This is a genomic window from Actinomycetospora sp. NBRC 106378, assembly GCF_030269685.1.
Classification (GTDB): Bacteria; Actinomycetota; Actinomycetes; order Mycobacteriales; family Pseudonocardiaceae; genus Actinomycetospora.
Genome location: NZ_BSTT01000016.1, coordinates 23,431 through 46,721, shown reverse-complemented (window position 1 = coordinate 46,721; position 23,291 = coordinate 23,431). Strand labels below are relative to the sequence as shown.

The 23,291-nt window shown below is 75.2% G+C and carries 22 protein-coding genes; 14 read left to right on the top strand and 8 right to left on the bottom strand.

Annotation, left to right across the window (positions count from 1 at the left end; translation table 11 throughout):
* Positions 1 to 65: 65 nt before the first annotated feature.
* Together QSK00_RS25765 and QSK00_RS25760 are read right to left on the bottom strand one after the other, a co-directional pair.
* Positions 66 to 1,406 carry an MFS transporter gene (locus tag QSK00_RS25765; RefSeq protein WP_285595549.1) on the bottom strand — a complete coding sequence of 447 codons (1,341 nt, stop codon included), beginning with the start codon at positions 1,404 to 1,406 and terminating at the stop codon, positions 66 to 68.
* A gap of 115 nt (positions 1,407 to 1,521) precedes the next feature.
* Positions 1,522 to 2,172, bottom strand: a complete 651-nt coding sequence (locus QSK00_RS25760; protein ID WP_285595548.1) for a TetR/AcrR family transcriptional regulator — start codon at positions 2,170 to 2,172, stop codon at positions 1,522 to 1,524.
* A gap of 48 nt (positions 2,173 to 2,220) precedes the next feature.
* On the opposite strand from QSK00_RS25760, the gene QSK00_RS25755 reads away from it, so the two are divergent.
* Positions 2,221 to 2,997 (top strand): hypothetical protein, encoded by a 777-nt coding sequence (locus tag QSK00_RS25755; RefSeq protein WP_285595546.1) that lies wholly within the window; start codon positions 2,221 to 2,223, stop codon positions 2,995 to 2,997.
* Positions 2,998 to 3,054: 57 nt separating this feature from the next.
* Positions 3,055 to 3,852 carry a siderophore-interacting protein gene (locus QSK00_RS25750; protein WP_285595543.1) on the top strand — a complete coding sequence of 266 codons (798 nt, stop codon included), beginning with the start codon at positions 3,055 to 3,057 and terminating at the stop codon, positions 3,850 to 3,852.
* 15 nt (positions 3,853 to 3,867) lie between these two features.
* Here QSK00_RS25750 and QSK00_RS25745 read toward each other — a convergent pair whose 3' ends face one another.
* Both QSK00_RS25745 and QSK00_RS25740 read right to left on the bottom strand, forming a co-directional pair.
* Complete coding sequence (locus QSK00_RS25745; RefSeq protein ID WP_285595541.1) at positions 3,868 to 4,299, bottom strand: PIN-like domain-containing protein; 432 nt, start codon at positions 4,297 to 4,299, stop codon at positions 3,868 to 3,870.
* A gap of 1 nt (position 4,300) precedes the next feature.
* Positions 4,301 to 5,041 carry a DUF433 domain-containing protein gene (locus QSK00_RS25740; RefSeq protein WP_285595539.1) on the bottom strand — a complete coding sequence of 247 codons (741 nt, stop codon included), beginning with the start codon at positions 5,039 to 5,041 and terminating at the stop codon, positions 4,301 to 4,303.
* A gap of 226 nt (positions 5,042 to 5,267) precedes the next feature.
* Between QSK00_RS25740 and QSK00_RS25735 the strand changes: the two genes are divergently transcribed.
* The 4 genes from QSK00_RS25735 to QSK00_RS25720 all read left to right on the top strand — a co-directional run bounded on the left by QSK00_RS25735 (position 5,268) and on the right by QSK00_RS25720 (position 9,888).
* Entirely contained in the window at positions 5,268 to 7,415 is a 2,148-nt protein-coding gene (locus QSK00_RS25735) for a VWA domain-containing protein (RefSeq protein ID WP_285595536.1), read from the top strand.
* Between the two features lie 19 nt (positions 7,416 to 7,434).
* Positions 7,435 to 8,049 carry a cob(I)yrinic acid a,c-diamide adenosyltransferase gene (gene cobO / locus QSK00_RS25730; RefSeq protein WP_285595534.1) on the top strand — a complete coding sequence of 205 codons (615 nt, stop codon included), beginning with the start codon at positions 7,435 to 7,437 and terminating at the stop codon, positions 8,047 to 8,049.
* Positions 8,050 to 8,122: 73 nt separating this feature from the next.
* Positions 8,123 to 9,550, top strand: a complete 1,428-nt coding sequence (locus tag QSK00_RS25725) for a cobyrinic acid a,c-diamide synthase CobB (protein ID WP_285595532.1) — start codon at positions 8,123 to 8,125, stop codon at positions 9,548 to 9,550.
* An 11-nt stretch (positions 9,551 to 9,561) separates the two neighbouring features.
* Positions 9,562 to 9,888, top strand: a complete 327-nt coding sequence (locus tag QSK00_RS25720) for a cobalamin biosynthesis protein (protein ID WP_285595531.1) — start codon at positions 9,562 to 9,564, stop codon at positions 9,886 to 9,888.
* Between the two features lie 7 nt (positions 9,889 to 9,895).
* Here QSK00_RS25720 and QSK00_RS25715 read toward each other — a convergent pair whose 3' ends face one another.
* Positions 9,896 to 11,266 (bottom strand): DHA2 family efflux MFS transporter permease subunit, encoded by a 1,371-nt coding sequence (locus QSK00_RS25715; protein WP_285595529.1) that lies wholly within the window; start codon positions 11,264 to 11,266, stop codon positions 9,896 to 9,898.
* A 152-nt stretch (positions 11,267 to 11,418) separates the two neighbouring features.
* Between QSK00_RS25715 and QSK00_RS25710 the strand changes: the two genes are divergently transcribed.
* The 3 genes from QSK00_RS25710 to QSK00_RS25700 are packed head-to-tail and all read left to right on the top strand — an operon-like array spanning position 11,419 to position 13,560.
* On the top strand, positions 11,419 to 12,291 hold the full coding sequence (locus QSK00_RS25710; protein ID WP_285595527.1) for a heavy metal-binding domain-containing protein: 873 nt from the start codon (positions 11,419 to 11,421) through the stop codon (positions 12,289 to 12,291).
* On the top strand, positions 12,288 to 13,124 hold the full coding sequence (locus tag QSK00_RS25705) for a heavy metal-binding domain-containing protein (protein WP_285595525.1): 837 nt from the start codon (positions 12,288 to 12,290) through the stop codon (positions 13,122 to 13,124). The genes QSK00_RS25710 and QSK00_RS25705 overlap by 4 nt, the downstream gene beginning before the upstream one ends.
* On the top strand, positions 13,117 to 13,560 hold the full coding sequence (locus tag QSK00_RS25700; protein ID WP_285595523.1) for a hypothetical protein: 444 nt from the start codon (positions 13,117 to 13,119) through the stop codon (positions 13,558 to 13,560). Before QSK00_RS25705 ends, QSK00_RS25700 begins: the two co-directional genes overlap by 8 nt.
* 10 nt (positions 13,561 to 13,570) lie before the next feature.
* Here QSK00_RS25700 and QSK00_RS25695 read toward each other — a convergent pair whose 3' ends face one another.
* Both QSK00_RS25695 and QSK00_RS25690 read right to left on the bottom strand, forming a co-directional pair.
* Positions 13,571 to 13,834: a hypothetical protein gene (locus QSK00_RS25695; protein ID WP_285595521.1), complete on the bottom strand. Its 264-nt coding sequence runs from the start codon at positions 13,832 to 13,834 to the stop codon at positions 13,571 to 13,573.
* A 324-nt stretch (positions 13,835 to 14,158) separates the two neighbouring features.
* Positions 14,159 to 15,214 carry a saccharopine dehydrogenase family protein gene (locus tag QSK00_RS25690; RefSeq protein WP_285595519.1) on the bottom strand — a complete coding sequence of 352 codons (1,056 nt, stop codon included), beginning with the start codon at positions 15,212 to 15,214 and terminating at the stop codon, positions 14,159 to 14,161.
* Between the two features lie 84 nt (positions 15,215 to 15,298).
* On the opposite strand from QSK00_RS25690, the gene QSK00_RS25685 reads away from it, so the two are divergent.
* The 3 genes from QSK00_RS25685 to QSK00_RS25675 all read left to right on the top strand — a co-directional run bounded on the left by QSK00_RS25685 (position 15,299) and on the right by QSK00_RS25675 (position 19,948).
* On the top strand, positions 15,299 to 15,739 hold the full coding sequence (locus QSK00_RS25685) for a LapA family protein (RefSeq protein WP_285595517.1): 441 nt from the start codon (positions 15,299 to 15,301) through the stop codon (positions 15,737 to 15,739).
* A gap of 58 nt (positions 15,740 to 15,797) precedes the next feature.
* The gene (locus QSK00_RS25680) at positions 15,798 to 16,886 is read left to right on the top strand and encodes a cysteine--tRNA ligase (protein ID WP_285595515.1); all 1,089 of its coding nucleotides are present in this window, start codon (positions 15,798 to 15,800) and stop codon (positions 16,884 to 16,886) included.
* Between the two features lie 128 nt (positions 16,887 to 17,014).
* A complete protein-coding gene (locus QSK00_RS25675; protein ID WP_285595513.1) occupies positions 17,015 to 19,948 on the top strand; it encodes a hypothetical protein in 2,934 nt (977 codons plus the stop codon).
* An 18-nt stretch (positions 19,949 to 19,966) separates the two neighbouring features.
* On the opposite strand, the gene QSK00_RS25670 is transcribed toward QSK00_RS25675, so the two are convergent.
* Positions 19,967 to 20,236 carry a hypothetical protein gene (locus QSK00_RS25670; RefSeq protein ID WP_285595511.1) on the bottom strand — a complete coding sequence of 90 codons (270 nt, stop codon included), beginning with the start codon at positions 20,234 to 20,236 and terminating at the stop codon, positions 19,967 to 19,969.
* Between the two features lie 73 nt (positions 20,237 to 20,309).
* On the opposite strand from QSK00_RS25670, the gene QSK00_RS25665 reads away from it, so the two are divergent.
* On the top strand, positions 20,310 to 22,061 hold the full coding sequence (locus tag QSK00_RS25665) for a proline--tRNA ligase (RefSeq protein WP_285595509.1): 1,752 nt from the start codon (positions 20,310 to 20,312) through the stop codon (positions 22,059 to 22,061).
* Positions 22,062 to 22,167: 106 nt separating this feature from the next.
* The gene (locus QSK00_RS25660; RefSeq protein WP_285595507.1) at positions 22,168 to 23,241 is read left to right on the top strand and encodes a glycosyltransferase; all 1,074 of its coding nucleotides are present in this window, start codon (positions 22,168 to 22,170) and stop codon (positions 23,239 to 23,241) included.
* The last annotated feature ends 50 nt before the right edge of the window (positions 23,242 to 23,291 follow it).

The following is a 23,291-nucleotide window of genomic DNA, read 5'->3' as shown; positions in this document are numbered from 1 at the left end:
CTTGCCGGGCACGCCACGACGGCGGGCCCGGTCGAGGTGACCGGACCCGCCGTCGGGAGTCAGCGTCAGACGGCGGCGGGGACCGCCGGGGTGCCGCGGTCGGCGACGCGGTCGAGCTCGGCGGTGGGCACGTGGGCGGTCTCACGCGCCGTCAGCCCGGCGAGGGCGGCGAGGGCGCAGAGGACGGCGCCCAGGATCGCGACCGGAACCCAGCCGCCCGTGCCCTTGCCCACCAGCGACTCGGCGATCGTCGGGACGAACCCGCCGACGGCGAAGCCGATCTGGGTGCCGACCGCCATGCCGGTCAGCCGGACCCGGGCCGGGAACATCTCGCCGTAGAAGGCGGGCCAGACCCCGTTCGCGGCGCTGTAGACGACGCCGGAGAGCAGGACGCCGAACACGAAGATCAGGGTGTAGCTCGCCGTCGAGATCGACCAGAGGTAGAACGCCAGGACGATCGCGCTGGCCACGCAGCCGAAGACGAACACCGGCTTGCGGCCGACGCGGTCGGCGTACCGGGCGAAGAGTGGGATCGCGGCGAGGGCGACGGCGTTCGCGGCGATCGAGACCCAGAGCATCGCGGTCTTGTCCAGGCCCTGGGTGCTGGTGGCGTACGAGAGCGCCCAGACGCTGACCAGCGTGCTCACCGACGAGACCAGCGCGCCGAGGACGACGCGGAGGACCGCGGCCCAGTGGTCGCGCAGCAGCGCGACGATCGGCAGGCCCTCGGTGCGGCCCTGCGCGCGCTGCTCCTCGAAGACGGGCGTCTCGGCGAGGGTGCGGCGGATGACGATCCCGGCGACCACGACGACGACCGACAGCCAGAACGGCACCCGCCAGCCCCAGCTGAGGAGCTGGTCCTGCGGCATCGCGGCGACGGGCAGGAACACGAACGTCGCGATGATCATGCCGCCCTGGGTGCCGCCGAGGGTGAAGCTCGAGAAGAAGGCCCGCCTGTCGTCGGGAGCGTGCTCGAGGGTCATGGAGTTGGCCCCGGCCTGCTCGCCGCCCGCGGAGAAGCCCTGCAGCAGTCGGCAGACGACCAGCAGGACCGGGCCCAGCGCACCGGCGGTGGCGTAGTCGGGCAGGCAGCCGATCGCGAAGGTGGCCGTGCCCATCATGACCAGCGTGAGGATGAGGACCCGACGACGGCCGACCCGGTCGCCGACGTGGCCGAGCACCACCGCGCCGAGCGGCCGCGCCACGTACCCGACGCCGAAGGTGGCGAGGGCGAGCAGCGTGCCGGCGGTCGGGCTCGACGACGGGAAGAACACCTTGCTGAACACGAGCGCCGCCGCCGTGCCGTAGATGAAGAAGTCGTAGTACTCGAGGGCGCTGCCGATCCAGGCGGCGAGGGCCGCCCGGGCGGGCTGCGCGCCGGCGGACGCGGCGGGTGCGGAGGACATCGTCGGGCTCCTCGGGGTCGTGCTTATGTACCGTCTGGTTACGTACCAGATAGTGAGTTGCGCCCCGAGGCGGTGTCAAGGGCCGACGTGGGCCCGATCACGGCGAGTGCTGTGCTCAGGGTCTCCCGACGTGCGCGGTCAGGAACTCGACGACGAGGTCGGCCAGCATCCGCCGGTAGTGGTCGCGCAGGGACGGCTCGAGCATGTCGCGGTCGAAGATGGCCGCCACGGTGTGCCGGTTCGCCGTGCGGAAGATGCAGAACGAGCTGATCAGCAGGTGGATGTCGAGCGCGTCGACGTCGTCGCGGAAGAGCCCGGCGTCGCGACCACGGGCGAGGATCCGCTCCAGGACCGCGAGGGCGGGGCCGGAGAGACCCTCCCGGATCGGCGACGCGCGCAGGTGCTCGGCGTGGTGGATGTTCTCGATGCTGACGAGGCGGATGAACTCGGGGTGCGCCTCGTGGTGGTCGAAGGTCAGGTCGCACACCGCGCGGATGGCGGCGGTCGGGGCGAGCTCGTCGACCTCGAGATGGCTCTCCAGGGAGCGGATGCCCAGGTAGGCGCGCTCGAGAACGGCGAGGTAGAGGCCCTGCTTGCTGCCGAAGTAGTAGTAGAGCATCCGCTTGGTGGTGCGGGTCCGCGCCGCGATCTCGTCCACGCGAGCGCCGGCGAGGCCGCGCTCGGCGAACTCCGCCGTGGCGACGTCGAGGATCTCCGCCCGCGTGCGCTCGGCGTCGCGCTGGCGGGGTTGGGACTCGGTGGTCACGGCGGCCCTCCTCGCAGTGGACTCACCGGGCAGTACATCATGACGGCCGTGAACCGCGTCGCCGTGCACCACTCGGTCCTCGACCCCCGCGACCCCGTCGCCTGCGTCCTGGCGGCCCGGGCGGGCGGGCTCGACGCGGTCGGGCTGCACGTGGCCGCCGAGCCGGAGGCCGAGCGGGCCTGGGGGCACGGCGCCGGGACGCCGCTGCTCGCGGCGCTCGTCGACGTGCTGCTCGTGACCCGGGTGACCACGCTCGACGTCGGGCGCATCGACCTCGGCGAGCCGGGCGCCGACGCGACCGACGACCCGCGGCGGCGCACGCTCGACCTCGGGGCGCGGCTCGGAGCGCAGTTCGTGACGGTCCGGGCGGTCGACGGGGTCGACACCGGGGACGCCCTCGCGAGCCTTGCCGCACAGGCCGCGTCGTTCCGGGTGCGTCCGGTGCTGGTGCCGGCCGGCGACGTGCGCGAGGCGCTCACCGCGGTCGCCGGCACGACGGCAGGGGTGGTCCTCGACGTGGTGCCCACGCTCGCCGACCCCGAGGAGGTCGCCGAGCTGATCGTCGAGGCGGGCGACGCGCTCGGGTACGTCCGCGTGCCCGCCGACGAGCTCGGACCGGACATGGGCGCGGCCACCTCGCTGCTGGCGACGCTGCCGCCGTGGGTGCCGGTGGTGGTGGGGACGCCGCGCACGCCGTTGCCGGTCCGCGACCCCGCGGACCCGGCCGCGCCCGCCCGGGCGGGGGCCTTCCTCGCCGCCTGTCGGGCCGGGGTGGACCGGCTGCTCGTCCACCCGCGGGCGCTCGCGGCCGAGCGAGGGGAGTGACTCGACCCGCCGTCAGGAACTAAGGTGAGCCTTACCTGATGACGAGGGGTGAGAGGCATGGCGAAGGGCGGACCGGGACACCGGCTCGAGGTGCTGCGCAGCGAGCAGCTGACCCCGCACCTGCGGCGGGTCGTGCTCGGCGGGCCGGGGCTCGCCGGGATCGAGGACAACGGCTTCACCGACCGGTACGTGAAGCTCGCCTTCCGGCGGCCGGGCGTGGTCTACGAGGAGCCGCTCGACGTCGGCGCGGTGCGCGCCGAGCGGCCGCGCGACGAGTGGCCGATCTCCCGGACCTACACGGTGCGCGCGCTCGACCACGCCGCCGGCGAGATGACGATCGACTTCGTCGTGCACGGCGACACCGGGGTGGCGGGGCCGTGGGCCCTCGCCGCGCAGCCGGGCGACGAGCTGATCCTGCTCGGCCCCGGCGGGGCGTACGCGCCGGCCGCCGACGTCGACGCGCACGTCCTGATCGGTGACGAGGCGGCGCTGCCGGCGATCGCCGCGGCGTGCGAGCGCGTGCCTGTGGGGACGCCCGTGCTGGCGTTCGTGGAGGTCGACGGGCCGGCGGACGAGCTCCCGCTGGCATGCTCCGGCGACCTCACCGTCCGCTGGGTGCACCGCGACGCCGGCGAGACGCTGGTCGACGTCGTGCGGGCCGCGGACTGGCCGGCGGGCCGGGTGCAGGCGTTCGTGCACGGCGAGACGAGCTCGATGAAGGCGCTGCGCGGGCTGCTGCGTGACGAGCTCGGCGTGCCCAAGGAGCTGCTCTCCATCTCCGGCTACTGGCGCCGCGGGATGGACGAGGAGGGCTTCCAGGCCGACAAGCGCGCGGGCAACGGCGTGGCGGCCTGACAGGGGCGCGGTCGGTCAGTCCGGTCCCTCTCCGAGGTCGACCGCCCGCAGCCCCCGGGTCGACACCACGTACAGGAAGGGCCCGGGCCGCGTGGACAGATCGACGATGTCGTCCATGACGCTCAGGAACAGGTCCGCCATGGCCTGCGCCCTCAGGTTTCCGTTGGCAAGGCAGAAGGCGCGCACTCCGTACCGGCGCAGGGCAGTCGTCTCCACCGCTCGATAACGGATGCGCTCGTCCTTCATCAGGACGATCCAGCCTTCGGCACCCGCTCTCGCCAACCAGGTCGTGTCGGCGACGTCCTGGTCGGCGGGGACGCCGTAGACGTCGGCCAGGGTGATGACCGGAAGTCCCTCGCGGCGTAGTCGATCGGGTACCTGCCTGCCCCCGAGACTTCGATCGAGGAACAACCAGGGCAGGCCGGGAGCGCGGCCCGACCGCGCCATCTCAGGCGGCGGTCCGTGTCGCGACCCGGACGACGTCCTCGAGGTCCTCGATCGGGACGCCGTACTCGTCGCTGACCACGTCCAGCGGCTCACCGGCTCGGAACATGCTCAGGACGTCCTCGACGCGGGCACCGCCCGTCGCGAACACGGGCTGCCCGAAGCCTCTCGTCGGATCGGCCACCACGGACCCCGGGCGGTAGGCGGGAAGGCCGACGAGCCACGGGTACTCGTCGTTGCGGAAGTCCAGTCGTCGTAGGTAGCTCGCGACCACGTCGTTGAAGACTCGTTGACCGTTGCGGACGACGACCAGTTCGCGTGCCGCGTGCGCGGCACCCTCGTCCGCTCCTCGTGTCAGGGCGTAGTCGAACAACACCTCCGCGCCGTCCGTGTAGAGACGTCGGCTCGCCAACGCGTACTCGAGGCCGAACTCCTTCCCCATCTCGACGAGCGCCGGCCGGATGCGCTGGAGTGGGACCCCGCTGCGTCGGATGGCAGCGAGCGCCAGGCCCTGGGCGAGTCCGACGAACGGGACTTCGGGTCCCCTCCGCGACGCACGCGGCAAGGTCGCCAGCAGGGGCGCTCCGAAGACGGGCGGTCGTCCGTGCGGCTGACGACGGTAACCGTGTGCCCACGTGTCGAAGGTGCTGACCGGCACGTCCAGGTAGCGAGCGCCCTCCGACACCGAGTAGAGCGGGGTGCGGAAACGATCGGTCAGCTCGAACTTCTCGAGCGATGTCGACATGAGTGCCCACCCCCTCGGCTCGCCTGCTGGACGCATTGTGCCGCGTCGACCGGGTCGGCGAGGCGGGTTCGGGCAGGTACACACCGGTGCTCACGGCACCTCGGTGCGTGATCGACCGCCACGGTTGCTCTGTGAGGTCCGGGCAACGGGATGGCGGCGTAGTCGAGGGGCACATCTCAGCGGTCGCTGAGATGAGGTTCCCGACGTCGGGTTAGGGTCGCGTCCCGTGGCGTTCCCCTTCTCGGCCGTCGTCGGCCACCCGGACCTGCGGCTCGCGCTCCTGCTCTCCGCGGTCGACCCGGGTATCGGCGGCGTGCTGGTCCGCGGGGAGAAGGGCACGGCGAAGTCGACGATCGTCCGCGCCCTCGCGACGCTGCTGCCCGACGTCGCGGTGCGCGCCGGGGACCGGTTCGGGGTCGACGTCGAGGCGGGCGAGGAGAGCCCGGACGGACCGTTCGGACCCGACGTCCCCGTCGAGCAGCGCCCCGCCCGCCTCGTCGAGCTGCCCGTGGGCGCGTCCGAGGACCGCCTGATCGGCTCGCTCGACCTGCAGGAGGTCCTCGCCCACGGGCGCGGTGCCGTGCAGCCCGGACTGCTGGCGCTCGCCCACCGTGGTGTCCTCTACGTCGACGAGGTCAACCTCCTGCACGACCATCTCGTCGACCTCCTGCTCGACGCCGCCGCCTCCGGGCGCTCGCACGTCGAGCGCGACGGCGTCTCGTTCACGCACCCGGCCCGGTTCCTGCTGGTCGGGACGATGAACCCGGAGGAGGGCGAACTCCGCCCGCAGCTGCTCGACCGCTTCGGGCTCACCGTCCGCGTCGAGGCCTCGCGGGTCGTCGCCGAGCGCACAGAGGTGGTGCGCCGCCGGCTGGCCCACGACGCGGACCCGACGGCGTTCGCGTCCCGGTTCGCTGGTGACGAGGACGCCCTGCGCGCCCGGCTCGCCGCCGCCCGGGACCGGCTCGGGTCGGTGTCGCTCACCGACCGCGAGCTGGTCCGCATCTCCGCGGTCTGCGCGTTCGTCGAGGTCGACGGTATGCGCGCCGACGTCGTCGTGGCCCGGACGGCGGTCGCGCACGCCGCGTGGCGCGGCGCCGACGCGGTCGACGTCGACGACGTCCGCGCCGCGGCCCGCCTCGCCCTCCCGCACCGGCGCCGCCGCGACCCGTTCGACGAGCCGCACCTGTCCGACGAGGAGCTCGAGAAGGCGCTCGAGGCGGCCGAGCAGGCGGTGCAGGACCTGGACGACGACAGCCCGGACGACGATCCCGACGACGACGGTCCCGGCGGGCCGGGCTCCGGCCCCGACGACCAGGGTCCCGACGACGGGTCCGGTCCCGACGACGGGTCGACGGCGGCTCCCCGGGAGGGTGGCGCGGAGGGTGGACCGGGCAGCGGCTCCGGCTCCGGGTCGGAGCGACCCGGAGCGGAGACCGCACCCACGCCCCCGAGCCGACCCGGGCCGGCGTCGGGACGGGGGAGCGGGACCGACGATGCGGATTCTCTGCCACTGGATGACAGCAACGACCCTTTCCTGTCGCCGGCGGGGGCCCCGCAGCGCGTCCGGTTGAAGAGCCGCCGCTTCGAGGTGCACGGCGTCGGCGAGGGCGTCCCGGGCCGTCGGTCCCGGGCGCGCGGTCGCCGCGGTCGGACGGTGCGGGCGGTGGCGGAGGCGCCGGAGTCGGGACCGGCCCCGCACGTGCCGGCGACGGTGCTCGCCAGCATCCGCAGCGGGCGGCGAGGGCGGCCGGGACCGGACGATCTCCGGCACGCCCACCGTGAGGGCCGCGAGGGCAACCTCGTGCTGTTCTGTGTCGACACCTCCGGTTCGATGGCCGCGCGGAAGCGGATGTCGGCCGTCACGGGCGCGGTCGACGCGCTGCTGCGGGACGCCTACCAGCGGCGGGACAAGGTCGGGGTCGTGACCTTCAACGGCACCGGCGCGGCCGTCGCGCTGCCACCCACCTCCAGCGTGCACACCGCACACGCCCGGCTCGCCGACCTGCGCACCGGGGGCCGCACCCCGCTCGCCGAGGGTCTGCGGACCGCCCGCCGGGTCTTGCGCGCCGAGCGCGTGCGCGATCCCCGCCGCCGCGGGCTGCTCGTCGTGCTGACCGACGGGCGCGCGACGGTGGGTGGTCCGAGACCGCTCGACGCGGCGCTCGACGCGGCACGGGGTCTCGCCCGCGAGGCCGGACCGGGCCGCGGGGGAGCGGCGATGAGCACCGTCGTCGTCGACTGCGAGTCCGGGCACGTGCGTCTGGGGCTGGCCGGTCGGATCGCCGGCGCGGCCGCAGGTGCGATCGTGACTCTCGACGAACTGACCGGCGAGAGCGTCGCGGCGGTGGCCCGGACCGCCGTCGGCGCCTGAGCCCCGACCAGGAGGAATCGTGCCCCAGGGCGTCCCCGCCACCGTTCCCGACGACGGGCTCACCACCCGTCAGCGCCGCCGGCGCCCGCTGCTCGTCGTGCACACGGGCGTGAACAAGGGCAAGTCGACCGCCGCGTTCGGGCTGGCGCTGCGGCAGTGGACGGCGGGCAACTCGGTCGCGGTGTTCCAGTTCGTGAAGTCGGCGAAGTGGCGGGTCGGCGAGGAGACCGCGCTCAAGGCCCTCGGCGAGCTGCACGAGCAGACCGGCCAGGGCGGGGCGGTGGAGTGGCACAAGATGGGTGAGGGCTGGTCGTGGAGCCGCAAGGCGGGCTCCGAGGAGGACCACGCCGAGGCCGCGCGCGAGGGCTGGGCGGAGATCCGGCGTCGGCTCGAGGCCGGGGCGCACGACTTCTACGTCCTCGACGAGTTCACCTACCCGCTGAAGTGGGGGTGGATCGACGTCGAGGAGGTCGTCGCGGTGCTGAACGACCGGCCCGGGTTCCAGCACGTCGTCATCACGGGTCGGGACGCGCCGCCGGCCCTGGTCGAGGCGGCCGACCTCGTCACCGAGATGACGAAGATCAAGCACCCGATGGACGCCGGCCAGAAGGGTCAGAAGGGCATCGAGTGGTGAGCCGGCACCCCGCGAGTGCGGCGGAGTGCGTCAGCGGTGGTGCGCTGTGCCGCACTCCCGGCGCGGGCCCGGCATGAGCGCCGTCCTGCCCCCGCGCGTGGTGATCGCGGCCCCGTCGTCGGGAAGCGGGAAGACCACGATCACGACGGGGCTGCTGGGCGCGCTGGCGGCCCGCGGCACGGTGCCCGCGCCGTTCAAGATCGGCCCGGACTACGTCGACCCCGGGTACCACGCCCTCGCCTCGGGGCGCCCGGGCCGCAACCTCGACCCGGTGCTCTGCGGCGCCGACCGCCTCGCCCCGCTCGTGGCGCACGGCGCGTCCGGAGCGGCGTTGGCCGTCGTCGAGGGCGTGATGGGGCTGTTCGACGGGCGGCTCTCCCCGGGTGGCAGGAACGCGTCGTTGCTGTCGCCCGGTGGCAGCAACGACGCTTTCCTTCCACCGGAGGACGGTCCCGACGACGGGTCCACCGCCCACGTCGCGCGCGTGCTCGACGCGCCGGTGGTGCTGGTCGTCGACGCGCGCGGGCAGCACCGGTCGGTCGCGGCGCTGCTGCACGGGTTCCGCACCTTCGACCCGCGGGTCGCGCCGGCCGGCGTGATCCTCAACCGGGTCGGCACCGAGCGGCACGCGGACGCACTGCGGGTGGCGTGCGCGGAGGTCGGGGTCCCGGTGCTCGGCGTGGTCCCGCGCCGGGCCGAGCTCGCCGTGCCGTCGCGCCACCTCGGGCTGATCACGGCCGCGGAGCACGGCGCCGACGCGCGTGCCGCCGTCGACGCCATGACGGCACTGGTCGCCCGGCACGTGGACCTCGACGCCGTCGAGCGGCTCGCCCGGAGCGCGCCCGCCACCCCGGTGGAGCCGTGGGACCCGGTGCTCGAGGTCGGGCCGACCGATCGTCGCGCGCGCCGCGTCGTCGCCGTCGCGGGCGGACCGGCGTTCACGTTCGGCTACCCCGAGCACGCCGAGCTCCTGCAGGCGGCCGGCGGCGAGGTCGTCGTCGTGGACCCGCTGCGCGACGAGGCGCTGCCCGATCGCACCGCCGCCCTCGTCCTGCCCGGCGGCTTCCCGGAGGAGCACCTCGAGGATCTCTCGGCCAACGTCGCGCTCCGTTCTGCGATCCACGCCTTCACGACGGCCGGTGGTGCCGTCCACGCCGAGTGCGGCGGTCTGCTCTACCTCGGGCGGTCGCTCGACGGCGCCCCGATGTGCGGGGTGCTCGACGCCGAGGCCGCGATGGGCCCGCGCCTGACGCTGGGGTATCGGACCGCCACCGCGGTGACCGACTCCCCGGTGGCCGCGCGGGGCGAGGTCGTGACCGGCCACGAGTTCCACCGCACGGTGACCACCCCGCAGGCCGGCCCGGACCCCGCCTGGGCGTGGAACGACACGACCGAGGGCTACGTCCAGGGGAACGTCCACGCCTCCTACCTGCACACCCACCCGGCCGGCCGGCCGCAGGCGGTACGGCGGTTCGTGGCCGGCCTGGTCGGCCCACCGTGATCGTGCTCGGCGTGGGCGTCGAGCCCGGGACGCCCGCCGAGTTCCTGCGGGAGGCGGTCGGCGACCTGGCCTACGACGCCGTCGCGACGATCGACCGTCGGCTGGGCGAGCCGGCGATCGAGGCCGTCGCGCACGGCTGCAAGCTCCTGCTGTTCACCACGGCGGAGCTCGACGCCGTCCACGTCCCGAACCCCTCCGCGGTGGTCCGGCGCCTCACCGGGACCGGGTCGGTCGCGGAGGCGGCGGCGATCCTGGCGGCGCGCGAGCTCGGCGGGGTGGGCGAGCTCGTCGTCGAGAAGCGGCGGGGCCGGATGGTGACGGTGGCGCTGGCGCACTGAGACCGGATCAGGCCGGGCGGACGCGCAGCGCCCACCAGGCGAACCCGGCCGCCGCGGCGGAGAGCACCGCCGCGAGCACGTAGGCGTGGTTCAGTCCGGGCACGAACGCGCCGGAGAACACGATCGTGCCCAGCAGCGCGACCCCCAGGTTCGAGCCCACCTGCCGCGACGTCGTGGCGATCGCCCCGGCCACCCCCGCCCGCTCCTCGGGCATCGAGGCGACCGCGATGGTGTTGACCGGCGTGTTCGTCAGCCCGAGCCCGACCCCGAGCAGGACGTAGCCCGGGAGCACGGTCCACAGCGGGCCCGTCGTCGAGACCGTCAGCGCGAGCCACCCGGTGGCGACCGCCAGGCAGGTGGCGCCGAGGGTCGCGGGCACGCGCGGGCCGATGCGCCCGACGATCCGGCCCGCGAGCGGCGAGAGCAGGAACGAGCTCAGGGTCGCCGGTGCCGTCAGGAGGCCGGCCTGCAGGGCTGACAGCCCGCGGTGTTCCTGCAGCCAGAGGGTGTTGAAGAAGAGGAAGCCGCCGAGGGTGACGAAGGCGGCGACCGCGAGTCCCATCGCCCCGAGCAGCGCGGGCCGTCGGAAGTCCGACAGGGTGAGCAGCGGGTGGTCCGAGCGACGCTCGACCACCACGAAGGCCCACGCGGCGAGCACCCCGACCGCCAGGAGCGCGAGCGTGACCGGCGAGTCCCAGCCCCGTTCGGGTGCCGTGATGAGCGCGTAGGTCACGGGGAAGAGGGTCGCCACGATCGCGGTCTGGCCGAGGAGGTCGAGCTTCGGTGGGGCCGCGGGCCGCGTCCCGTCCGAGACCAGCCGCGACGAGAGCAGGGCGATCACCACGATCGGCACGTTCACCATGAACACCGACCGCCAGCCGACCGAGTCGACGAGGACGCCGCCGACCACGGGCCCCAGCCCCATCGCGATCCCGGTCGAGGCCGACCAGATGCCGAGCGCCTGCGCGCGGGCGGGTCCCTGCGGGTAGGCGCGGGCGAGCATGGCGAGGGTGGCGGGCGTCATCATCGCCCCGCCGAGGGACTGCAGCACCCGGAACACGATCATCGCGCCCAGCCCCGGCGCGAGCCCGCACGCCAGCGACCCCAGCCCGAACAGGGCGAGCCCGAGGATCCAGATGCGACGGTGCCCGAAGCGGTCGCCGAGCGAGGCGCAGACGAACAGGGAGCCGGCGCGGGCCAGGACGTAGGCGTTCACCGTCCACTGCAGCCCGCTGGTGGCCGCGCCCAGGTCGTGTCCCATGGTCGGGAGGGCCACGTTGAGGATCGTCGTGTCCAGGTTCGCCATGAACACGGTCAGGCATCCGAGCGCCAGCGTCAGTCCGGCCGTCCCCGCGCGCCCGCGCACCGTGGTCGTCATCATCGGAAAGGTTAGCTCGGCTCACTTTCGTGAACGCTGAGTCGTGCGTCTCCCGGACCCCGGCACCGGCGATCCGGACACCGGTCGCAGAGCGCCGTAAACGCCCACTGACCTGCGAAGATGCGGCAGCGCAGCGGTGTAGCTTCGGCGGTGTGTCCGAGCAGTGGGACGGCCGGGGCCTGCCGCCGGTGGCGGCCGAGCGGGTGCGTCGCGCGGCGGCCGGGGGCCCCTGGACCTCGATGCTCTCCGTGCCGTCCGCGGCCGGTCTCGCGACCACGCAGTACGAGCCGGTCGGCGAGGTGATGGGCTCGATCGTGCAGAACGTCGGCTGGTCGGGCTACGGCGGGTGCGGTGGTTTCGGGGGCGGCATCCTCGGCGGCGTCGCCGGGCCGATGGCGCCGTTACCCGCCTTCAGGCCCTACGTGGAGGCGCTCGAGCGCGGCTACGGGACCGCCCTGCACCGCATGCGGCTGGAGGCGGAGGCCATCGGCGCCGACGGCGTCGTCGGGGTGATCCTCACCGCCGACCACCTCGGTCAGGGCAGCCGCGAGTTCGTCGCGCTCGGGACCGCCGTCCGCTCCCGTGCCACCCCACCTCCCCGGCCGTTCACCACCTCGCTGGCCGGGCAGGACGTGGCCAAGCTCCTCGCTGCGGGCTGGCTCCCGGCCGAGCTCGTCTACGGCATCGCGATCTCCATCCGCCACGACGACTGGGCCACCCGCCGACAGGCGTCCTGGGGTGCCGGCAACACCGAGGTGACCGGGTACACCCAGCTCGCCACCGCGGTCCGCGCCGACGCCCGGCGGCGCTTCGGCGAACAGGTGGCCGGAGCCGGCGGGCAGGGCGCGATCGTGTCGAGCCTGGGCGTGCGGATGTGGCACGTCGAACCGGCCGAGAACCACCGCGACCACGTCGCCGAGGCCACCGTCTTCGGTGACGCGCTCGTCGCGGTCGAGCGTCCGGCGCCGCGCGTCGCGGCGCCGTTGACCGTCATGCCCCTGCGCCCGCGAGGAGGACTCTCGTGACCGACGTCCCGACCCAGGCCGGTGTCCCGCAGGACGCGATGCGGCGCCTCGAGCACATGCGACCCGGCCAGCCGACCAGCATGTTCACCTCGGATCTCTCGGTGAACGAGTTCCTCCTGGTGCGCGAGGCCGGGTTCCGCCCGCTGGGGCTGGTGCTGGGATCGAGCATCTACCACGTCGGCTTCCAGGTGGGCCGGTGGGGGAAGAACCAGGAGCTCACCACGCTCTCGCAGGCGATGTACCACGCGCGGGAACTCGCGATGACCCGGATGGAGGCCGAGGCCGACGCCCTCGGCGCCGACGGCATCGTCGGGGTGCGCCTCGACATCGAGTTCAAGGAGTTCGGCAACGACCTCGCCGAGTTCATCGCGGTCGGCACGGCCGTCGGGGCGGACCACGCGCCGCCCGGGGCGCCCGGGGGCTCCTGGCGCAACCTGCACCGCCAGCCCTTCACCTCCGACCTCTCCGGGCAGGACTTCTGGACGTTGATCCAGGCGGGCTACGCGCCGCTGGGCATGGTGATGGGCTCGTGCGTCTACCACATCGCCCACCAGGGGATGTTCAAGGCGATGTCGAACATCGGGCAGAACGTCGAGCTGCCGCAGTACACCGAGGGGCTCTACGACGCCCGCGAGCTCGCGATGAGCCGCATGCAGGCCGAGGCGGAGGCGCTGCACGCCGAGGGCATCGTCGGGGTCCGGTTGAACGCCCACGGACACCGCTGGGGCGGACACACCACCGAGTTCTTCGCGATCGGCACGGCCGTGCGCCCGCTGCGCGAGGACCACCACATCGCGACCCCGCAGCTCGTGCTGCCCCTGACCGATGGGTGACCTCGTTCCCGACGCCGGGTCGAGCGGCCTGGGGCCGCTCGCGGACGTCTCGGTCCTCGCTGCCGCGCTGCAGGCCGACCGGCTCGACGTGGCGTCCTACGCGCGGATCCTGTCCGGGTCGCTCGGCGAGGCGATGCCGGCGGGATCCGTGGAGATCGGGCGCCGTCGCGGGCTGGGCGACCGGGTGGCGGGACGCGAGGGCCGCGTCGAGTCGGTCGTCGTGCACGGTGAGGGTCGCGACCTGGAACTGCGTGCCGAGGGGGAGCGGGTGCACGCGGAGGTCCGGCGCGTGTCCGGCGGGGTGGTGATCAGCCGCCGTCGGGTCGACGTCGAGACGTGGCTGCAGGCGCTCGCCGAGGACCTCCGGCAGATCGCCGCGCGCGATGCGGCCGCCCGTCGGGCCCTCGAGCGGTGGCTCGCCCCGGGCAGCGCCTGACGAGCCGCGCTCAGAGGTCGAAGATGCCCGAGCTGATCGGGTCGGCCGTGTGCGGGAACGGGCCGGCTCCCGGCACGTCGGCCGTCCGGCGGGTCCGGTTGTCCGGGCCGGTCGGGCTCACCTCCGGCTTCCCGGCGGCGGTGGTCTCGGTGATCGCGACGGGCCGGATGGCGGAGGCGCCGGGAGCCGGGAGGACCGCTGCGAGGGTTCCGGCCCCGCCGAGCGCGGCGATCCCGGCGAGGGTGGCGGTCAGTCCGAAGCGGTTCCCGGTCATGACGACGAGCCTGCGGCGCGGCGGTGGGGCACGGCTCGGAGCCCGATGAGGGGCGGCTGTGCGCCAGGCCGTCGCGCGGGCCGCCCGAGCAGCGTCGTCGCGGACGGGACCAGGCGGCGGCCCTGCTCGTCGCACGTTCCCGCCGGCGTCCGTTCGAGAGCCTCCCGTGCTCGTCGATGGACGTCTCCAGCTGCGTGCGCTCGTCCTCGAGCAGTACGTCGAACACGCCCGTCGGGCGCCTCGCGTCGTCGCGTCAGCGGGTCTCCAACGGTGGTCGGCCCGCGGCGGCGCCGGACGAGCAGCCCGTGACGGTCCGACCCGCCGTCAGGACGGGATGAACGTCCCGCCCGCGGCGACCGCGAGCTCCGGGCCGAACAGGGCGCCCGGCGTGAACGCACCCGGCCGGCCCTCCCCGGCGGCGAGCCGACGGGCGGTCTCCGCGGCCGCCGCGGCGGTGAAGTCCAGGGCGTCGTCGAGCCGCAGCCACGCGGTGCGGACCGACCCGTCCGGCCAGGTCGCCCGGGCGTGCGCCCAGGAGTGCGGCCGCGGGCGCTCGGCCGCCTGTACCGGCACCCGCGCGAGCCCGGCCGCCGCGAGCCGCGTCGCGCCGGGGACGCGCAGCAGCGCGCTCGCCACCGGCATCGCGAGCCGCACCGCCGTCCCGCCCGGCACCATGCTCGACGCCGCCTCGACCTCCGGAGCGCCGCTCGCCCGCCACGCCGCGAGGAGTTCGCCGAACGGCGCGACGGTGGTCGGGACGGTCGCACCGTCGGGGGTCTGCAGCGTCTCCGTCCGGCCGACGGGCGCGGTGCGGACCAGCCGCCCGCCGCGCACCGCCCGGCCGCCCTCGGGGAACTGCCCGACGATGGTCCCCGCCAGCGCCGGGCCGACGGTGCTCGCCTCCGCCGCGACCGACGGCAGCACGGCGACCCGCACCCGCTGCGGCGCCGGTCGGTCCTCGACCAGTCGCAGCACCGTCGACTCGCCGGCCAGCACCCCGAATCCGGCCCCGGTGACGATGGTCCGCCGCTCCCGGACGGCGACCCCGTCGAGCGCGAGCAGGGTCTCGAACGCGGGGATCTCGTTCGCGACGTCGACGTAGTGCGTCCCCGGCGGACATGCCCGGGCCGCGGCAGGACCCGTCGTCGTGAAGGGGCCGACGGCATTCACGACGACGGGTGGGGCTGCGTCGGGCAGCTGCGCGAGCAGCTCGTCGAACGAGCCGGTCCAGACGCGGGCGCCCAGCTCGGCGGCGGGCGCGGCGAGTCGGTCGGCGGAGCGCCCGAGCAGCGTCAGCCCGACTCCGCGGGCGGCCAGCTGCGCCGCGATCGCCCGGCCGGTCCGGCCGCTCGCTCCCAGGACCCACACCTCGTCGCCCATCGGACCTCCATGTCAGTGACTGACATGAGCGTACCCGGTCGTGTCGGCTCCCGGCGCGGCGTCCGAACCGCCAGGATGAGCGCCATGAGCGAGAAGGACGCGGCCGGCACACCGGACCTGAGCGCGCCGTCCCCCGCCGACGGTCCGACCGTCGAGCAGACCGCCGTCGCCCGTCGCGACACCCCGCCGCCCGCGGAGCGCGAGACCGAGCGCCTCCCCGGCGGCACCGCGGGCGCGGCGCCGACCCGCACCCACGCCACGCCGACGAAGACCGGGCCCGGCCTGACCCGCATCGGCGGGGCCTGGATCGGCCTCATCCTCGGCGCGGTCGTCCTGGTCTTCCTGCTGATCTTCATCCTGCAGAACCTCGACCCCGCCCGGGTGCAGTTCCTGGGGCTGCAGGCCGAACTGCCGCTCGGCATCTGGATGCTGTTCTCGGCGATCGCGGGCGTGCTGCTCCTGGCGATCCCCGGCCTCGGGCGGATGATCCAGTGGCGCCGCGCGGCGAGGGCCACGAAGCGCTAGACCGGACCCGACGGTCGAGCTCCGCTCCGCTGCGTCTCCCGCCCGGCAGGATGGGGTCGTGACGACCTCGCGCCTCGCCCTCGCCGGAGAACCGCTGCCGACGGTCGGGCACGCCCGCGCCTACGTCTGCGGCATCACGCCCTACGACACGACCCACCTCGGGCACGCCGCGACCTTCGTCTGGGCCGACGTCGCGACCCGCGTCCTGCGTCGGGTCGGGGTCACGGTGGAGGTCTGCCGCAACGTCACCGACGTCGACGACGTGCTCGACGCCGCCGCCGCCGACCGGGCGGGCAGCCGGTTCGACAGCTTCGCCGCCGTCGGCCAGTTCCGCTTCGACCGCGACATGGCGGCCCTCGGCGTTCGCCCGCCCGCGCACGAGCCGCGGGCGCACAACCACGTCGACGACGTCGTCCGCCTCGCCGCCGGCCTCCTCGAGCGGGGCGTCGCCTACGAGCGCGACGGGGAGGTGCTCCTGCGGGCCTCCGCCGTCGGCCTCGCGGACCGGGTTCCCGACGACGGGTCCTCGCAGGTCCCGCCCTCGGCTCGCGCCGAGGACCCGGCCGACCCGACGGTGTGGCGCCCGGCCCTGACGGGCGAGGCGGCCTGGCCCAGCCCGTGGGGCGACGGGCGGCCCGGCTGGCACGCGGAGTGCGCCGCCATGGCGCTGTCGGTGCTCGGCCCGGCGGTCGACCTGCACGTCGGCGGGGCCGATCTGCGCCACCCCCATCACACCGCGATGGGCGCGATGGCCGAGGCGATGACCGGGGTCCGGCCGTTCGCCCGCGCCCGGCTGCACGTCGGCACGGTGCAGGTCGACGGCGCGAAGATGGCCAAGTCGGCCGGCAACCTCCTGCTCGTCTCGGACCTGCTCGAGTCGTGGCCCGCCGCCGCGGTCCGGCTCCTCGTGCTCGACCGGCCGTGGGCGCAGGCCTGGGACGTCGCCCCTGGCGAGATCGCGGCCGCGGCGGACCGCCTGGAGGGCCTCTACGCGGCGGCGGGTCGCCACGTCGACGGGCAGGCCGCCGTCGACGCGGTGGTCGGAGCCCTGCTCGACGACCTCGACGTGCCGGCCGCGCTCGCGGTCGCCGAGGCCGAGGGCGGGGAGGCTGCCCGCGTCGCGCTGTCGGTGCTCGGCCTGAGCTGACCGACCCGGGACCGGTGATGCTTCTGTGACACGCGGGGCGGATGTGCCGCGGAACCGGGCCGCGCTGCCTACGGTGTGACGTCGGGTGTCGACGCTCGAGTCGCGCCGGGGGAGCGGAGGAGGGCGTCATGCGCTGGGGCGGACCCGACGAGGTGACGCTGAAGCCCGCGGGTGGGGCGGAGGCGGCCGAGCCGCCCGCACCGCGGACCTCGCCGGAGAACGAGTCCGTCCACGAGTCCGGCGAGTCCGTCGAGTCGGGCGAGTCGGGCGAGTCGGGGACCCGGTCCTCCTGGCGGTCCCGGCGCGCACGCAAGGAGACCCGGCGCGGGGCCGCAGGTGCGGCGCCGACCTCCGAGGGCGCCTCCGCCGGGTCGGCCCCCGAGGCCCCCGAAACTCCCGAGGCTGACGCCGATGCTGCTCCGGATGCCGCTCGCGAGGAGCGGACGGCTCCGTCGGCTCCCGCCGAGCCCGGCCGCGACGAGGACCGGCCCACCGCCGCCACCGCTCCGAGCCCTGCCGAGCCCGAGCCCGCGACGGCACCGGCACCGCCGCGGGACGCGGCCGGCCCGCCGGCGCCCGCCCGCCCCGGACCCGCGTCGCCCCCCTCACGCGGTGCCCTGTGGAACCGCGGCCGGACGTCGGCCCCGAAGGCGCCGCCCCCTCGTGCCGGCCGCCCGGGTCCGGGCGGACCACCTGCGGCACCGCCCGACGCCCCGAGTCGCGACACCGCATCGTCCTCGGGCGTCGCCCCCCGCACGCCTCCCTGGCGGACCCCCGGGCTGACCCCGTCGGCCGACGACGCCCCCTCGACGCCGCGCGAGCAGGACACCGTCCCCTCGGCCCGCGCCGCGACCGGTCCGGCGCCGTCCCGCACCGGGTCGACCCCGTCGCGTCCGACCCCGACGCCGCCCCGGCCCACGTCCTCCGCGCGCCCCGGTTCCCGCCCGACGAACTCCGGCGCCACGGCGGGCGCGGCCGCCGGAGCCGCTGGCGCCGCCGCTGCGGTCGGGGCGGCGGGCAGGACCAGGGACGAGGCCCCCGGGAAGCCGTCGGCCACGACCACGTCGGACACCACCAGCGAGAAGTCGTCGACCTCGACGTCGTCCACGACATCGACCACGGCCGACGCCGCCACCACGACGACGCGGGCGACGCCGACCGAACCCGACACCGTGCGGACCACCACGCCGGCTGTCTCCGCTCCGGGGACCGACCCGAGCCGCACCGACGACCGCCGCACTGACGACCGCCGGACCGACGACCGCCGGAACGACGACCGCACCGACGACCGCACCGACGGACGCCGCACCGGTACCGGCCGCGTCGACGAGAGCCACACCGACGTCATCGACCGGGTCGACACCCCGGAGACCGAGTCCTCGCAACGCGGTCCGAGCACACCGGTCGGCCGCGGCGGAGCCGTGCTCGGCGCCGCGGCAGCCGGGATGGGGGCCGTCGCCGGCGCGATCGCGAACCGCTATCGGCGGCAGCCCGACACCGACCGTCCGACCACCGGTCGGCCGATCCCGGACCGCCCGGACCGCCCGGACCGCCCGGACCGCCCGGACCGCCCGGACCGCCCGGACCGCCCAGACCGCCCGGACCGCCCGGACCGTCCGACCGCCGCGCCGGCCGAGGAGGCCCGGCCCGTCGCCGAGCCCGCAGCACCCGCTCCCGGAGCCTCCGAGACGACGGATGTGACGGCGACCCCGACAGCCACCCGCTCCCGCCCGTCGACCGAGCGCACCGACCGCACCGACCGCACCAACCGCACCGACCGCGACACGTCGTCCGGCTCGACCACGGCCGCCACCACCGGCGCTGCTGCTGCAGCCGGCGCGACGGCGGCCGCCTCGGCCGCCACCGCCAGGCCCGAGTCGTCGTCGAGTGCGACGTCGACGATCTCCGAGTCGCCGACCGAGCCGTCGCGACCCGCCGTCGGGAAGACCGAGCTCGCCCCGGAGACCACGGCAGCGGAGCCCGAGTCGGCCGCGGAGCGCACCGAGATCACGACGTCGGAGCGCACCGACGTCATGTCCCCGGTCGAGGAGCCGCGCCCGGCGACGGACCCGCGGCCCGGAGTCGTCCGGGACCGGCGCCGGCGTCGGCGGGTGCTGTTCGCGTTCGTCCTCGCGGCGCTGGTGCTCGCCGCCTTCCTCGGGCTGGTCGCGCTGATCACCGACCACGCCGACGGTCCGACCCCGCCGCGGGCCGCCGCGGCCGACCCGGCGCTGCGCGTACCGGCCCAGTCGGCCGCCGCGCCCACGCCACCGCCGGTGCCGCAGCTCCCGCGGGGTGGGACGACCTTCTTCCCGCAGCACCGGGTCGTCGCCTACTACGGCACCGCCGGCACCGACGCGCTCGGCGTCCTCGGCGAGGGCTCGCCGACCGACGCGGCCACGAAGCTGGAGGCGGCGGCGGCCCCGTTCGCGACGCCCGGCAAGACCGTCCTGCCCGCCATGGAGCTCATCGTCTCCATCGCGAACAGCACCCCCGGCCCGGACGGGACCTACCACAGCGACATCGACCAGGCCGAGGCCCGCCAGTACCTCGCGGCGGCCCGCGCGAAGCAGCAGGTCATGATCATCGACATCCAGCCCGGGCGGGCGGACTTCATGACCGCCGTCAAGCCCTGGGAGGACCTGCTCCGCGAGCCCGACGTCAGCCTCGCCCTCGACCCCGAGTGGCGCATGCCGCCCGGCCAGGTGCCCGGGAAGTCCATCGGGACGGTCAGCGCCGACGAGGTCAACCAGGTCTCGAGCTGGCTCGCGAACCTCGTGACGACGAACGACCTCCCGCAGAAGCTGTTCGTGCTGCACCAGTTCACGCCCAACATGATCAGCAACCCGGAGCGCCTCCAGACCCCGCCGCAGCTCGCCGTCGTGCAACACATCGACGGCTTCGGCGCGCCGCCCAACAAGATCGGCAAGTACCAGGAGCTGCAACGCCCGCAGCAGCTCCACCTCGGGTTCAAGCTGTTCATCGACGAGGACACCCCGACGTTGACCCCGCAGCAGGCCCTCGCGCTGACGCCGCCGCCGGACCTCGTCACCTACCAGTAGCCCCCGCCGGTCGACGGCTCACGACAGGCCCTGCACCGGCGCGATCGTGACCGCGAGCAGCATGCCGACGGCCACCAGCGCGAGCGTGCCGACCACCGTGCCGACGACGGGCAGCCACCGCGCCGCAACGAGGGCGAGCAGGCCGGCGAGGGCGGCGAGGAGCACCGCCCCCGCGATCCGGAGGTCGAGCCGCCGCTCGAGGGTCCACACCCCGAGGCCGCGCCGGTCGAGGCAGGCGCCCACACCCGTCGTCAGGAACCCGAGGACCAGCAGGAGCAGCCGCAGCACGGCGGCAGTCCGCCCCGGCATAGGGCCGGACGGGGCGCGGAAAACCACTCACCCCGGTCAGTAGGCTCACCGCATGGCACGAGGCGTCACCCGCATGTCCGAGCTGTTCCTGCGCACCCTGCGCGAGGACCCGGCCGACGCCGAGGTGACCAGTCACAAGCTGCTCGTGCGCGCGGGGTACGTGCGGCGGGTCGCGCCCGGCATCTACTCCTGGCTGCCGCTGGGTGTGCGCGTGCTGCGCAACGTCGAGCGGATCGTGCGCGAGGAGATGGACGCGATCGGCGCGCAGGAGGTGCACTTCCCGGCGCTGCTGCCCCGCGAGCCCTACGAGGCGACGGGCCGCTGGACCGAGTACGGCGACACGCTCTTCCGGCTCAAGGACCGCAAGCAGGCCGACTACCTGCTCGGGCCGACGCACGAGGAGCTCTTCACGCTGATGGTGAAGGGCGAGACGTCGTCCTACCGGGACTTCCCGGTGACGCTCTACCAGATCCAGACCAAGTACCGGGACGAGGAGCGTCCCCGCGCGGGCATCCTGCGCGGCCGCGAGTTCACGATGAAGGACTCGTACTCCTTCGACCTCACCGACGAGGGCCTCGCCGAGTCCTACGCCGCGCACCGCCTCGCGTACCAGAAGCTGTTCGACCGGCTCGGCCTGGAGATCCAGATCGTGTCCGCGATGTCCGGCGCGATGGGCGGGTCGGCCTCCGAGGAGTTCCTCGCGCCCTGCGAGGCGGGCGAGGACACCTACGTGCGGTGCCTGGAGTCGGGGTACGCCGCGAACGTCGAGGCGGTCACCACGACCCCGCCGCCCGCGCAGTCGATCGACGACAAGCCCGAGGCGGTCGTCCACGACACCCCCGACACCCCGACGATCGACTCGCTGGTCGCGGTGGCGCGGTCGCTGTTCCCCGACCGGGACCACACCGCGGCCGACACGCTGAAGAACGTCATGGTCAAGACCCGGCTGCCCGGGGCCGACGAGTGGCAGCTCCTCGGCGTCGGTGTGCCCGGCGACCGCGAGGTCGACATGAAGCGCCTCGAGGCGGCGGTGTCGCCCGCCGAGGTGGCGCTGCTCGAGGACGCCGACTTCGCCCGCAACCCGTTCCTCACCAAGGGCTACATCGGTCCGGTCGGCCTGCAGAAGAACGGCGTGCGGTTCCTCGTCGACCCGCGGATCGTCACCGGCACCGCCTGGATCACCGGCGCCGACGAGCCCGGCCGGCACGTCTTCGACCTGGTCGCCGGCCGCGACTTCACCCCCGACGGCACCATCGAGGCCGCCGAGGTCCGCGCGGGCGACCCGTCGCCCGACGGCGCCGGCACCCTCGTCGCGGCCCGCGGCATCGAGATGGGCCACATCTTCCAGCTCGGCCGCAAGTACGCGCAGGCGCTGGGGCTCGAGGCGCTCGGGGCCGACGGCAAGCGGACCACGGTGACGATGGGGTCCTACGGCGTCGGCGTCTCGCGCGCGGTCGCGGCGATCACCGAGCAGCACGCCGACGCCAAGGGCCTGGTGTGGCCGCGTGAGGTCGCCCCCTTCGACGTGCACCTGGTCATCGCCGGGAAGGACGACGCCCAGCGCGCGGCCGCCGAGACGATCGCCGCGGGCCTCGCCGAGGCCGGCCTCGAGGTGCTCCTCGACGACCGCAAGGCCTCCCCGGGCGTCAAGTTCGCCGACGCCGAGCTGCTCGGCATGCCGACCTCGATCACGGTCGGCCGCGGCCTCGCGAACGGGGTCGTCGAGGTCACCGAGCGGCGCTCGGGCGAGCGACGCGAGGTGCCGGTCGACGACGTCGTGACCGCGCTGACCGGCGGGGCCTGAGCACCTGCCGGTGCCGCCAATGCGTCACTGCGTGCGCTGAGCGCGAGGAGATCGGGCACCGTCGCGGGGGTGCCGCGGCCCCGCGCGCGTCGACGATCATGATCCGGTGCGCGTGCTCCTCACGTCCTTCCCCGCCGTCGCCCACGTCCTCGCGCTGCGGCCGCTCGCCGCGGAGCTCGTCGCCCGGGGCCACGACGTCGCCCTGCTGAGCGCTCCCAGCGCGGCGCCGCTGCTGCCGCCCGGGGTCCGGCACCTGGTCGCCGGGCCCGACCTCGACGAGCTGCTCGCGCTGCCCCGCCCGGAGGGGGAACGTCCCGACGGGCTGCCGATCGACTGCGGGAACTTCTTCGGCGGGCAGCGGGTCGGCGTGACGCTCGATGCGGCCCGGGCGGCCCTCGGCTCCTGGCAGGCCGACCTCGTCGTCGCCGAGGGCCTCGACGGCCTCGGCCCCGTCCTCGCCGCCGCATGGGACGTCCCTCTCGAGGTGGTCTCGCTCGGCCCGGTCTGCATGGCCGACATCGACGCGGACATCCGGACGACGGTGCTCGCGACCGGGCTGCCGTACGCCTCGCCCCGCCGCCGCCTCGACCCCTGGCCCGCGGTACTCCGCCCGCCGGGCTGGGAGGCTCCCGGCCCCCTCACCCCGGTGCGCGCCGAGCTGGCCCTTCCTGACGCCGGGTCGGTGCCGGTCGCCGTACCGCCCGGCGACGGGCCCGCCGTCCTCGTGACGCTCGGGACGCTGTTCCTCGACGGTCCGACCCTGGCCGGCGTGGTCGACGCCGTGACCGGGAGCGGGGCGCGCGCGGTGGTCGCGCTGCCCCCGTCGCTCGACGCCCTGGACGTGGCCCACCCGGACCGGGTCGCGCTGCGCCCGTTCGGCGCGCTCGGGCCGGTGCTCGAGCGCGTCGATGCGGTGGTCTGCCACGCCGGGGCGGCCACGGTGCTCGCGGCGGCCATCCACGGGCGGCCGCTCGTGGTGGTCCCGCAGGGCGCCGACCACCACATCAACGCGGCGGGGGTGGTGGCAGCCGGGATCGGGCTCCGGGTCGCGGCGACCGACGGACCCGGCGCGATCGCCGCGGCGACCACGGTCGTCGTCGGGAGCGGGTTCTGCGAGCGGGCGGCCGGGACGGCGGCCGGGATCGCGGCGACACCGTCCTGGGCGGACCTGCTCGCCTGACCGAGGGGTCCCGCCGTGCGGCCCCGCCGGCCCCGCCACCGCGCCGAGGG

Excerpts from the sequence above, each read along its gene's own strand:
- QSK00_RS25740 (WP_285595539.1), bottom strand. The coding sequence starts at position 5,041 with ATGTCGACATCGCTCGAGAAGTTCGAGCTGACCGATCGTTTCCGCACC.
- QSK00_RS25765 (WP_285595549.1), bottom strand. The coding sequence starts at position 1,406 with ATGTCCTCCGCACCCGCCGCGTCCGCCGGCGCGCAGCCCGCCCGGGCG.
- QSK00_RS25700 (WP_285595523.1), top strand. The coding sequence starts at position 13,117 with ATGGGTGACCTCGTTCCCGACGCCGGGTCGAGCGGCCTGGGGCCGCTC.
- QSK00_RS25665 (WP_285595509.1), top strand. The coding sequence starts at position 20,310 with ATGGCACGAGGCGTCACCCGCATGTCCGAGCTGTTCCTGCGCACCCTG.
- QSK00_RS25715 (WP_285595529.1), bottom strand. The coding sequence starts at position 11,266 with ATGACGACCACGGTGCGCGGGCGCGCGGGGACGGCCGGACTGACGCTG.
- QSK00_RS25695 (WP_285595521.1), bottom strand. The coding sequence starts at position 13,834 with ATGACCGGGAACCGCTTCGGACTGACCGCCACCCTCGCCGGGATCGCC.
- QSK00_RS25690 (WP_285595519.1), bottom strand. The coding sequence starts at position 15,214 with ATGGGCGACGAGGTGTGGGTCCTGGGAGCGAGCGGCCGGACCGGCCGG.
- QSK00_RS25685 (WP_285595517.1), top strand. The coding sequence starts at position 15,299 with ATGAGCGAGAAGGACGCGGCCGGCACACCGGACCTGAGCGCGCCGTCC.
- QSK00_RS25725 (WP_285595532.1), top strand. The coding sequence starts at position 8,123 with ATGAGCGCCGTCCTGCCCCCGCGCGTGGTGATCGCGGCCCCGTCGTCG.
- QSK00_RS25750 (WP_285595543.1), top strand. The coding sequence starts at position 3,055 with ATGGCGAAGGGCGGACCGGGACACCGGCTCGAGGTGCTGCGCAGCGAG.
- QSK00_RS25745 (WP_285595541.1), bottom strand. The coding sequence starts at position 4,299 with ATGGCGCGGTCGGGCCGCGCTCCCGGCCTGCCCTGGTTGTTCCTCGAT.
- QSK00_RS25675 (WP_285595513.1), top strand. The coding sequence starts at position 17,015 with ATGCGCTGGGGCGGACCCGACGAGGTGACGCTGAAGCCCGCGGGTGGG.